An 11,001-nucleotide genomic window follows, 5' to 3' on the forward strand; every position below is an offset into this window, starting at 1 on the left:
GGAGGGCTTGCGCCACGTTAATTTCCTGAATTTCTTCAAGGAATTTACCCTGGAGCTAATTTGGTCAATTTGTAAGCAATAACTTACAAGGTCATTTCCTGGTTTTTTCCGGACAAATCGGGCTGAATCCGGGCGAATCCGATCTATTCTGTGTGATTTCACACACCCTTGAGTCATATCCCCTATTTCTTGAAGCGCCGCCTATTTGACTTTTCAAAAAATTCGTCTACCAACCTGGATTCTTCTCTCTTCCAGCGATTACCCAACCGGACGCTCTCGTTAAGCGATTGATTGTTAATTGCTTTTGTTTCCGGAAAATCAACCGCCAACCCGGGCATGGCTATTGCTCACCGATACACGATGCCGCGCGGATTCATCAATTTCAGGCTATCTGGAGCAGAAACACCCGGAATAGTGCTTTCTATCCTTTATCACCGCTCCGCCGCCGCATCGGATTATCACCCTCGACCAGGATACAGAATGAAAATTACCCTTACACTTCCGTTGGCCTTTGCCGCCGCGATGGCGCTGGGCTACGGCCTGATGCCGCGATTCGAAGCGCCTTATACCGGTGCCGGCAGCGTCGAAACGCTAGGCTCCGTTTACGAACGCTGGAAATCCGCGTTCGAAAAACATAGCCATCCGGAGACCGTTCGCGTTGATCTCGGCTATTCCAAATCGCTGTCGCGCGAACTCACCGACGGCCAAGGCCAGGCCGCCATCAATCTGATCAGCGGGCAAATGCGCGTCGCGGTTCGCGGCTTGTCGGCCGGGCAGCCCTACGATGTTTGGCTGATCGACAATCATCACAACGGCAATGCGATCAAGTTAGGCTCATTGTCCGAAAAAGCAGGCGGACAGGTGTTCGCAACCTTGCTCGATCGCGACCGTCTGAACGGTTTTACGTTGGACAGCATTGCCGTTACGTTGGCTGGACAAACTCCAAGCGAAGGCGGTCTGCTGTTCGGCTCCCCCGGATTGCTGCAACGGATTTACTACACCGAGCGCTATTGGCCGGCGGCCAACCTGGGCGCTGTCGGCGACGCCGAACAAGCGGGTAAAGACCAAGTACCCTTCGGTTTTCTGCTGCCTAAAACCGCGCAAGCCGCCGTCGCGGCATCGACCGACCAGCAATTGGCCGACTTAATCGCCCGGGGTCAAAAGTTGTTCACCGAAGAAACCTTCGGCGGTAATGGCAGGACCTGTTCCACCTGTCACCGTCCGGACCGCAACCACACGATAGATCCGGCGTATATCGCCAAATTGCCCCCAAGCGATCCGCTGTTCGTCGCGGAGCACAACCCGGCCCTGGCGGATCTGGAAAAACCCGCCTTGATACGTCAGTTCGGTCTGTTTGTCGCCAACGTGGACGGCTTCGACAAGCCGCCGGTAATGAGGGCGGCTTCGCATTTGCTAGGTCTGTCGGCTTCGTTGAAATTCGAGACGTCGGCGATGGGCGGTGAATTCACCGAAGACAACGATTACTTCGTAGAGCGTGATCCGATCGCGCAGCAAGACAATCGCCACACCGAAGCCATCGGCTGGGGGGGCGACGGCGCGCCGGACGGCGGTTCGTTACGCGATTTCGCCAAGGGCGCGGTCAAGCAACATTTGCCCAAGCGTTTGAATCGGGTGGAAAACGTCGATTTCCGGATGCCGACCGAAGACGAATTGGACGCGCTGGAAGCGTATTTGCTGTCGCTGGGGCGTGGCGCCGACATCAATCTGGCGGCGATGACCTTCAAGTCGCCGTTGGTTCAACGTGGTTTGAAATTATTCAATACCAAAAACAATCCTGGCGAAACCCTGAGCAACGGTTATCCGGTCGGCGGTACGCCGGTTTTCGGCACCTCCGCCAACTGCAACGGCTGTCATATGAACGCCGGCGCCATCAGCTCCACGACCGGCGGCAATCCGACCCGCGATACCGGCATCGAGCGCATGCGCGATCAATTGCATCATCTCGCCGACGCCAGCGTGGCCTACGACGGCGGATTCGGCCAAGTCCTGCAAAACGATTGCGGCCCGGACTACGACCAGCCTTGTTACAGCGACGGTAGCGTCGATCCGCGCAACGTTCGGCCGGCCGATCATCCGCGCTTGAACCGCTTCAACACGCCGCCGTTGGTCGAAGCCGCCGATACCGCACCGTTCTTTCATAACAACAGCGTCACGACGCTGGAAGAAACCGTCGCCTACTACAACACCGAGTCCTTCAACCAGTCGCCGGGGGCGTTTACTTCCAAGGGCGTCAATCGCCAGGTGAAGCTCGACTCGTCGCAAGTCATCGCGGTCGCGCTGTTCCTGCGCTCGATCAATGTGCTGGAGAACATTCGCAGTTCGAACGCGCTGGATCAAAAAGCCATCGACCAAGCCAACGCCAACAGCGTGAAATCGGTAAAACTGGCCATCGCCGATACCCAGGATGCCGTCCGGGTGCTAACCGAGGCGGTGATCAATCCGTATCCGGAAGCCTTGAGCAAGTTGGAAAAAGCATTGGATTATGAAAATCGAGCCGTTAACGGATGGTTCATGACCGGGGGACAACGCCTGCGCTTGCTGCAACAGGCCATCACTCTGAAAAATCAGGCCAAGGCCTTGATCGTCACCGAAGGCTAAACGCCTTCTCTCCGAAAGCCCGCGCGCGGCAACGCGAGCGGGCTTTTTCATGCGGGCGAGCGCGGATGCGGCGTGAACGGCCCTATCGGTTGATGATCTATTTGCCCCTGCCCTGCTCCCGGTCCTCGGGCATGCATCGCCTGACTCACAAATATTCCATCCACGCCGAACAGGCCGCCTCGCCGGTCAAGAGCTGATTCGGGCAGTTGATGATCTGCCGGATGCGGACCTTTTCCAGCGCATAGTCTGCAGCCCATAGTGCAAAGTCTGCCATGAGCCTCAACTCGATTGACTTGGAATCTCGGATCGTTTCCAAACTGACGGCAGGCGCTGGGTATCGCGAACAATTGAACATTGTTTAATTATGTAATATATTGACGCCCGGCAATTCGCTGACTGTCTGCTAATATGCGCGCACGGGAGGATATCTATGTTAAAGATTGTTTTACGCTGGCTGATGACGCTGGTCTTCAAGGTGAAGGTCAACGGTTTGGAGCACTACGCCCAGGCCGGTAAACGAGTGCTGATTATCTCCAATCACACTTCTTTTCTTGATCCGTTGCTGCTCGGCGTGTTTTTGCCGGACGACATCACCTTCGCGATCAATACCCAAATTTCCCAACAATGGTGGTTGAAACCCTTTTTAAGGCTTTCGACGGTGTTTCCAATGGACCCCACCCATCCGCTGTCGCTGAAAGCACTGATCCACCATTTGCAAAACGATACCCGTACCGTGATTTTTCCGGAAGGCCGCATCACCGTGACCGGTTCGTTGATGAAAATCTACGACGGTACCGGCATGGTGGCCGACAAATCCGGCGCGACGATTTTGCCGATTCGTATCGACGGCGCCGAGTACACCCATTTTTCCAAGCTGCGCAATATCGTGCGCTTGCGCTGGTTTCCGCGCATCACGCTGCAAATCCTGCCGCCGACCCGGATAGACACCCACGGCGCGGTGACCGGTAAAGCCCGCCGCAAATACAGCGGCCATATCCTAGCCGACATCATGACCGAAATGATGTTCGCCAGCAGTCACTACCGGCAAACCATTTTTTCGGCTTTGTTGGAAGCCAGAACGATACACGGCGGCAAACATCGGGTTGCAGAGGATCTGGAGCGCAAACCGCTAAATTACGATGCATTGGTCACCCGCAGCATTATCGTCGGCAAGTTGTTGCGCAATATCAGCGCCAGCGGCGATCAGATCGGGGTGTTGCTGCCGAATTCGGCGAAAACCCTGTGCGTGATTCTGGGCTTGCAGTTGTACGGCCGGGTCCCGGCGATGTTGAATTACTCGATCGGCGCGGCCGGCATGAAATCGGCGTGCCGGACCGGTGTCGTCAAAACCGTGGTCAGCTCGCGGCGCTTTATCGAATTGGCTCACTTGCAAAACGAAGCACAGGCGCTATCCGAACAGGTGAATCTGGTGTATCTGGAAGATTTAGCGGCCGGCGTGAATACCTTTGCCAAAATCGCCGGCTTCCTTCAAGCCAAGACCGCCGACTATTGGTACGACCATCGCCGCTGCAGTCCGGACGACGCCGCCGTGGTGCTGTTTACCTCCGGCTCCGAGGGCGAACCGAAAGGTGTCGTGTTGTCGCATAGCAATATCATCGCCAATCATAAGCAGTTAAAGGCCCGGATCAATTTCAATCCGCAAGACGTGGTGTTGAATTTCCTGCCGATGTTTCATTCCTTCGGCTTCACGGTCGGCACGATGCTGCCGGTGCTGAATGGGATGACCACATTTTTTTATCCGTCTCCGCTGCATTACAGCGTGATTCCGGAGATCGCCTACGACATCGGCGCGACCATCATGTTCGGCACCAATACTTTTTTGTCGGCCTACGCCAAGAAGGCCCACGCCTACGACTTCTACAACATGCGTTATGTGGTGGCCGGCGCCGAAAAATTGCAGGAAAACACTCGCCATCTGTGGATGGACAAATTCGGCATCCGAATTCTGGAAGGCTACGGCGCCACCGAAACCGCGCCGGTGACCTCGGTCAACACGCCGATGGACTACAAAGCCGGCAGCGTCGGCCGCTTCATGCCGGACATGCTCTACAAACTGGAGCCGGTCGAAGGCATAGAGCATGGCGGCAAACTGCATGTCAGCGGCCCCAACATCATGAAAGGCTATCTATTGCCGGCTAATCCCGGCGTTTTGGTCCCGCCCGCGTCGCTGTATGGCGAAGGCTGGTACGATACCGGCGATATCGTGCAAGTGGATGACGAAGGCTTCATCCACATTCAAGGGCGCAGCAAACGCTTCGCCAAAATCAGCGGCGAAATGGTGTCGCTGACGGCGGTCGAGCAATTGGCCGGCGCGGCCTGGCCCGAAGCGCAACATGCCGTGGTTGCTCTGCCCGACCCCAAAAAAGGCGAACAATTGGTGCTATTGACCACTCATAAAAACGCCAACCCCAAACAACTGGCGGCCGCGGCGCCCGGCGTCGCCGCGATCAATTTGCCGAAAAAACTGTTCGTCGTCGATAAGGTGCCGATTCTGGGTACCGGCAAGACCGATTACCCGGCGGCAACCCAACTCGCCGCCGACCTGATGTTGGGCGTGGATGTCGATAGCGAATAAGCCCGGACCTCCTATGGACCGAATTTTACCGATTGCCACCAAGAGCCCATGAGTAACGCCATTTATCCCTTGCTGATCGCCCAGTTTTTGTCGGCATTTGCCGACAACGCCATCTTGTTTACCGTCATCGCCATGGTGATGCAAGCCGACCATCCGCCGCCCTGGTATGTCCCGGCATTGCAGAGCGTGTTTTTGGTGGCGTTCGTGGTGCTGGCACCCTGGGTTGGCGGTCTGGCCGACCGTCATCCCAAGGCCAGAATCCTGATCGTGGCCAATCTGATCAAGGCCGGCGGTGCCGGTTTACTGTTGTTACAGGTTGAGCCGCTGCTGGCCTATTGTCTGGTTGGGGTTGGTGCCGCGCTCTACAGCCCCGCCAAATACGGAATATTGCCAGAACTGGCCGGCCACGCCGGTTTGGTCAAAGCCAACAGTTGGATAGAAGGTTCGACGATACTGGCGATTCTGACCGGCATGGTGGTCGGCGCCAGACTGGCCGATTATTCGGTGTATTGGGCGCTGGCCGCGACGATCGCGCTGTTTCTGATCTCGGCCGCGACCACCTTGTTTTTGCCGACCGGGCTACGCAAGGCGATTCCGGAGGGATCGAAGATCTTGCTGTTTTTCCGGGAGGTTCGCGAATTTCTGGCGTCGCCTCGTTCGCGCTTCGCGGTGCTTGGTGCTTCGCTATTCTGGGCCGCCGCCGCCGCGGTGCGGGTGATCATCATCGCCTGGGCGCCGGCGGTATTGATGATGCATAACGCTAGCGACATTGCCGATTTGACCTTGTTTTTGGCGATCGGCATCGTTGCCGGCGCGGCGCTGGTACCGCGCCTGATTCCTCTGGAACATCTGCGCCGGGCTAGACTGCCGGCATACGCGATGGGCTCGTTGATCGTGGCCTTAAGCTTTACCGACGCGGTCTGGCCAGCGCGCGCGGTATTGTTTTTGATGGGCACAGCCGGCGGCATGTTCATTGTCCCGATCAATGCGGCACTACAGGAAATCGGCCAACAAAGCATAGGCAGTGGCGGCGCGGTGGCGATGCAGAATTTCTTTCAGAACCTGGCAATGCTGGTCGCGGTCGGCGGATATACCGCCGCGGCCGCCGAAGCAAGCCAGCCGGCGGTGGCGCTGATCGTGCTTGGCGGCCTGTTGATGGCCGCCACCTTCGTCGTGGTCCAGCATTTGCCGGACACTACGCCGCCCGCCAACCCCGAATAAACGTCGACACCAACAGCGCCACCGATGCTCGGGCCGGATCAACCCCGGACGGTTGGCCGTGCCCGGTCAGCGCCAAAATACTGATGCCGTGCACACCGCTCCACAACGCGCGGGCCGCCTGCCGGTCGGATTCCCCGCCGGTGCCGGAATGCAGTTGCCGGATCAGGCTTTCGACGATATCGAACATGTACTCGATTTTTTGCTGATACCAATCCGGTGGCGCGTCGTCGCTCTTCATGTCGAATATCATCCGCCAGCGGTTGAAATGCTTGGCGGCAAAATCCAGATAAATATTCGCCAATTTCATCAGACGCTCGGCCGGATCGCCATCGGCCGGACACGCCTCCAGATGCTCGGCCAGCTGATCCAATGTCCGCGCTTTCAAGTGAATGATCAGATCGCTCATATTGGCGAACACCATGTAAATGCTGCCAACCGTGTAGCCTATCTCCATCGCGATCTTTCTGACCGTCAACGCATTAAAGCCTTCCTCGACGACAATGGTTTCGGCGGCGGCCAAAACCATTTCCTTGATTTGCTCCTGACTGTGTTCGCTTCTTCTAGCCATATTCACCCTGCGGCAGCGTCCAAAAACCTTTAACATACACGACCTTGGATTGGGAATCGAGTCATGCATCACGAATTATTGGCGGTTGTCGACCAGGATGACCAAGTCGTCGACCATTTACCGCGCGGTGTAATTCACGCCCAAGGGCTACGCCACCGCGCGGTGCATATTTTAGTCTTTAACCGACAAGGCGAGCTGTTTTTGCAAAAACGCTCGATGTTGAAAGACTTGAACAAGGGACTCTGGGACAGTTCCGCGGCCGGCCACGTCGATGCCGGCGAAGATTACGCTAGCGCCGCGCCGCGCGAGCTCGGGGAAGAATTGGGTATCGACGCGGAGCTGCAAATACTGTTCAAATTGACGCCGACACCGGCCTTGGGCATGGAATTCATCCAGGTGTACCGTTGCCGGCACGACGGGCCATTCCAGTTGGCGGAAGCCGAGATCGACGACGGCGCCTGGCTAACGCCCAACGCCGTCAACGAACGGGTCGAACGCGACGATCCGACCTTGACCGTCACGTTCAAAATCATCTGGCGCCGCTATGCGGAACACACCGGATGGAAAGCGCTCGCCGGTTAGATCACTCCACCGTCAATCGTTGGCCGCCCTTGGCCTTGCTTTTTACCAGGGTCAGCGTCAATACGCCGTTATCATATTTCGCCTTGCTGGCGGTCTGGTCTATATCGACCGGCAATTGAAAGCTGCGCGAAACCTGACCGTAATAGCGTTCGCTACGCAGCACCTTGTCGTCGCCGGACTGGCTGTCGATCTGACTGATGTCGGCGCTGATACTGACCAGATTGCCTTCGATACGGACGTGGATGTTGTCCTTGCTGGCGCCGGCCAGTTCGGCTTCGACGATGAATTCGTTCGGATTTTCCTTGATGTCAACCTTGATCTGGCTAGGCAGAGGGTCGCCGTGCAACGGCCGCACCAGATAGCCGGGACTGATATCCCGAAACAACTCGTCGAACAAACCGCGTTGACTGAATGGACTCAAGCTGCTCATCACAATTCTCCTGTTGTTATTAGGGGAAAGCCAATGATACAGAATGGATTCCGGCTTGAAAACAACCGGTTGAGTGGCCGAAAATGGCCGGATGAAAAACGAAGTTGGCGGAGCGGACGGGGCTCGAACCCGCGACCCCCGGCGTGACAGGCCGGTATTCTGACCAACTGAACTACCGCTCCGCTGTTAAGAGCCGCGCATTCTACAGTATATTTCCCGACCGTCAAGCAAAACCAATACCATTTATGCCAGCCCCCTGCCCGCTTTGCGGCTGCGCGACTTCCGTGGAATTTCATCGCGACCGTGACCGCGATTATCGGCGTTGCGGTCTATGCCGCCTGGTCTATGTGCCGGCTAGCCAGCATTTGTCGCCGGATGCCGAGAAAGCGATTTATGATTTGCATCGGAACCCGATGGACGACCCCGGTTATCGCCGCTTCCTGTCGCGCTTGGCCACGCCGCTGCAAGAACGCTTGGCACCCGGCTCGAACGGCCTGGACTTCGGCTGCGGCCCCGGTCCGGCGTTGGCGGCAATGCTAACGCAAGCAGGCCACTCGGTGAATTTATACGACCCGATTTACGCCGCTTATCCGGACTTGTTGTCAAGCCATTACGATTTCGTGGTTTGCACCGAAGTCGTCGAACACTTTCGGCGGCCGGCACTGGAATTCGAGCGAATCTTCGGCATGTTAAAGCCGCGCGCTTACCTGGGATTGATGACCAAGCTGGTCATCGATGCCGCCGCCTTCGCGCGCTGGCACTACAAAAACGACCGGACCCATATCGGTTTTTATTCCCGAGAAACCTTGAGTTGGCTGGCGGACCGCTATGACTGCGGCATCGAATTCGTCGCCGCCGACGCAATCATTCTGCGCCGCAATCCCGACCGTTACAGCGATTGACTTCGACCGTCACGTGGTCCAGTTGGGAGAAACCGGCCAGCCGGGTTTTGTAATAGGCGGGAGATCGGGGAAATTGGGTGACGACGCCGATAATGGCCGCGCAATGATTGGCACTCAGTCGCCAAACGTGCAAATCGCTGACTTTGGTTTCGCCGTCGGACTCCAGTTCGCCGCGAATATCCTCCAAAAAACGGCTTTCGATGCTCTGATCCAGCAACACTGGCGCCGTTTCGCCAACCAGTCCGTAAGACCAGATCAGGATCACCAACGCGCCGACAAAGCCCATCGCCGCGTCCAGCCAGACCCAGCCGTAATACTTGCCGGCAAGCAACGCGACCATCGCCAGTACCGAGGTCAGCGCGTCGGCCATCACATGCAGATAGGCGGCCCGCAAATTGTGGTCGTGATGATGATCGTGAGAATGCCCGTGTTCGTCGTGTTCGTCGTGATCATGGTGGTGATGGTCGTGGCCATGCGCGGCATGACGATGGCCATGGTGATGATCGTGCTGATCGCGCAGCAGCAGCGCACTCAACAAATTGATGGCCAGTCCCACCCCGGCCACGACGATGGCTTCGTCGAAGCGAATCGTTTGCGGCATCAGCAGCCGCTCGACCGATTCGGCGGTCATCGCCAAGGCCACCATCGCCAACGCGATCGAACTGGCGAAGCCGCCGAGCACTCCGACTTTCGCCGGACTGAAGGCAAAGGTATTGTCGAACTGGTGCAGTCGGGTGTAGCGATAGGCAAATATTGTGATCATAAAGGCGACAACGTGGGTTGCCATGTGCCAACCGTCGGCCTGTAGCGCGATCGAATGAAATTTCATGCCGGCGCCGATTTCGACCAACATCGTCGTGAATGTCAGCAATAGTACCCATTTGGTCCGCCGCTCACCCTTGCGGTTGATCCTGGCGAAGTTGTGCGGATGCTCCCAACGACTCAATTGATGTACGTGCATGACTGGCTTCCCGATGTCCCGATGCTGGCGCGAGTTCAAAACCGCATTCTAGCTCAGCCGCCCTGCAAACTCCCAGTCCATTCGTTCCAGGCGCCGAATCGCGATTCGCTTTAAAATGCCGACTCCGCAACGCCTATCCCTACACTCATGGCCGCTCCGTCCGTTTTTACCGTCAGCCAGCTTAACCGCGAAGCCAAGCGCTTGCTGGCCCAGCACTTCATGACCGTACAGGTACAGGGCGAAATATCCAATCTCAGCCTGCCGGCTTCCGGTCATGCCTATTTCACGTTGAAAGACGCGCAGGCCCAAGTACGCTGCGCGATGTTCCGGGGCCAGCAATCGACCCTGCGGTTCAAGCCGGTTAACGGTCTACAAGTGTTGGTCTCGGCCCAAGTCAGCCTGTACGAGCCGCGCGGCGATTACCAATTGGTAGTCGAGAACATGGAAGCCGCCGGCGAAGGCGCGCTCAGGCAGGCTTTCGAACAATTGAAAGCCAAACTGTTGGCGGAAGGTTTGTTCGACGGCGACCGCAAACAATCCTTACCACTGATTCCGCGCCGAATCGGCATCGTCACCTCACCCAGCGGCGCGGCGATCCGCGACGTATTGACAGTGTTAAAACGGCGATTTCCGGCGATTCCGGTTGTGATATATCCGGTCGCGGTACAAGGCGACGCGGCGCAATTCGAGATCAGCGCCGCGCTGGCGGCGGCTAATCGCGATGCGATCGCGGACGTATTGATTCTGGCGCGCGGCGGCGGTTCGCTGGAGGATTTATGGGCCTTCAACGAAGAACGCGTGGCTCGGGCAATCGCCGCCAGCCGCCTGCCGGTCATCGTCGGCGTCGGCCACGAAACCGACGTGACCATTGCCGATTTCGTCGCCGACCTGCGCGCGCCGACCCCGTCGGCCGCCGCCGAGCACGCGGTGCCGGAACAAGCCGCCTGGTTGTACGCCTTTACCGACGCGGAACGGCGCATGACTCGATTGATGCACCTGAAACTGGCTAGCGCTCGGCAGCAGCTGGCGTGGCGCGAAAAAGCCTTGCAAGCGCAACATCCCGGCGAAAAACTGCACCGCAACGCCCAGCGCCTGGACGAGTTGGAGCGCCGGCTGATTCAC

10 protein-coding genes and 1 tRNA gene are annotated in these 11,001 nt (G+C 57.5%); 6 read left to right on the forward strand and 5 right to left on the reverse strand.

Features of this window, described 5'->3' with window-relative positions; all coding sequences use genetic code 11:
• The first annotated feature begins 480 nt into the window (after positions 1 to 480).
• Positions 481 to 2,619, forward strand: coding sequence for a hypothetical protein (locus tag AC3B8H_RS14040; RefSeq protein ID WP_488442170.1), 2,139 nt, complete (start codon positions 481 to 483; stop codon positions 2,617 to 2,619).
• 145 nt (positions 2,620 to 2,764) lie between these two features.
• Here AC3B8H_RS14040 and AC3B8H_RS14045 read toward each other — a convergent pair whose 3' ends face one another.
• The gene (locus tag AC3B8H_RS14045; RefSeq protein ID WP_488442171.1) at positions 2,765 to 2,893 is read right to left on the reverse strand and encodes a hypothetical protein; all 129 of its coding nucleotides are present in this window, start codon (positions 2,891 to 2,893) and stop codon (positions 2,765 to 2,767) included.
• 156 nt (positions 2,894 to 3,049) lie between these two features.
• On the opposite strand from AC3B8H_RS14045, the gene AC3B8H_RS14050 reads away from it, so the two are divergent.
• Both AC3B8H_RS14050 and lplT read left to right on the forward strand, forming a co-directional pair.
• Entirely contained in the window at positions 3,050 to 5,215 is a 2,166-nt protein-coding gene (locus tag AC3B8H_RS14050; RefSeq protein ID WP_488442172.1) for an AMP-binding protein, read from the forward strand.
• Between the two features lie 48 nt (positions 5,216 to 5,263).
• The gene (gene lplT / locus AC3B8H_RS14055) at positions 5,264 to 6,436 is read left to right on the forward strand and encodes a lysophospholipid transporter LplT (protein WP_488442173.1); all 1,173 of its coding nucleotides are present in this window, start codon (positions 5,264 to 5,266) and stop codon (positions 6,434 to 6,436) included.
• Here lplT and AC3B8H_RS14060 read toward each other — a convergent pair.
• Entirely contained in the window at positions 6,411 to 7,004 is a 594-nt protein-coding gene (locus tag AC3B8H_RS14060; RefSeq protein WP_488442174.1) for a TetR/AcrR family transcriptional regulator, read from the reverse strand. The genes lplT and AC3B8H_RS14060 overlap by 26 nt on opposite strands.
• A 63-nt stretch (positions 7,005 to 7,067) precedes the next feature.
• Between AC3B8H_RS14060 and AC3B8H_RS14065 the strand changes: the two genes are divergently transcribed.
• On the forward strand, positions 7,068 to 7,586 hold the full coding sequence (locus AC3B8H_RS14065; protein ID WP_488442175.1) for an NUDIX hydrolase: 519 nt from the start codon (positions 7,068 to 7,070) through the stop codon (positions 7,584 to 7,586).
• 1 nt (position 7,587) lies between these two features.
• Here AC3B8H_RS14065 and AC3B8H_RS14070 read toward each other — a convergent pair whose 3' ends face one another.
• Both AC3B8H_RS14070 and AC3B8H_RS14075 read right to left on the reverse strand, forming a co-directional pair.
• Positions 7,588 to 8,016 carry an Hsp20/alpha crystallin family protein gene (locus AC3B8H_RS14070; RefSeq protein WP_488442176.1) on the reverse strand — a complete coding sequence of 143 codons (429 nt, stop codon included), beginning with the start codon at positions 8,014 to 8,016 and terminating at the stop codon, positions 7,588 to 7,590.
• Between the two features lie 105 nt (positions 8,017 to 8,121).
• Positions 8,122 to 8,198: transfer RNA gene (locus AC3B8H_RS14075), tRNA-Asp, on the reverse strand.
• A 63-nt stretch (positions 8,199 to 8,261) separates the two neighbouring features.
• Here AC3B8H_RS14075 and AC3B8H_RS14080 point away from each other — a divergent pair.
• Positions 8,262 to 8,918 (forward strand): class I SAM-dependent methyltransferase, encoded by a 657-nt coding sequence (locus AC3B8H_RS14080; protein WP_488442177.1) that lies wholly within the window; start codon positions 8,262 to 8,264, stop codon positions 8,916 to 8,918.
• Here AC3B8H_RS14080 and dmeF read toward each other — a convergent pair.
• Positions 8,881 to 9,879: a CDF family Co(II)/Ni(II) efflux transporter DmeF gene (gene dmeF / locus AC3B8H_RS14085; RefSeq protein WP_488442178.1), complete on the reverse strand. Its 999-nt coding sequence runs from the start codon at positions 9,877 to 9,879 to the stop codon at positions 8,881 to 8,883. The genes AC3B8H_RS14080 and dmeF overlap by 38 nt on opposite strands.
• A 147-nt stretch (positions 9,880 to 10,026) precedes the next feature.
• Here dmeF and xseA point away from each other — a divergent pair.
• The coding region (gene xseA / locus AC3B8H_RS14090; RefSeq protein ID WP_488442179.1) for an exodeoxyribonuclease VII large subunit at positions 10,027 to 11,001 on the forward strand (975 nt) is incomplete at its 3' end.

This window comes from Methylomonas sp. BG-2, assembly GCF_057766305.1.

Coding starts and splice junctions, on each gene's coding strand:
- AC3B8H_RS14070 (WP_488442176.1), bottom strand. CDS start 8,016: ATGAGCAGCTTGAGTCCATTCAGTCAACGCGGTTTGTTCGACGAGTTG.
- AC3B8H_RS14040 (WP_488442170.1), top strand. CDS start 481: ATGAAAATTACCCTTACACTTCCGTTGGCCTTTGCCGCCGCGATGGCG.
- AC3B8H_RS14050 (WP_488442172.1), top strand. CDS start 3,050: ATGTTAAAGATTGTTTTACGCTGGCTGATGACGCTGGTCTTCAAGGTG.
- dmeF (WP_488442178.1), bottom strand. CDS start 9,879: ATGCACGTACATCAATTGAGTCGTTGGGAGCATCCGCACAACTTCGCC.
- AC3B8H_RS14080 (WP_488442177.1), top strand. CDS start 8,262: ATGCCAGCCCCCTGCCCGCTTTGCGGCTGCGCGACTTCCGTGGAATTT.
- AC3B8H_RS14060 (WP_488442174.1), bottom strand. CDS start 7,004: ATGGCTAGAAGAAGCGAACACAGTCAGGAGCAAATCAAGGAAATGGTT.
- lplT (WP_488442173.1), top strand. CDS start 5,264: ATGAGTAACGCCATTTATCCCTTGCTGATCGCCCAGTTTTTGTCGGCA.
- AC3B8H_RS14045 (WP_488442171.1), bottom strand. CDS start 2,893: ATGGCAGACTTTGCACTATGGGCTGCAGACTATGCGCTGGAAAAGGTC.
- AC3B8H_RS14065 (WP_488442175.1), top strand. CDS start 7,068: ATGCATCACGAATTATTGGCGGTTGTCGACCAGGATGACCAAGTCGTC.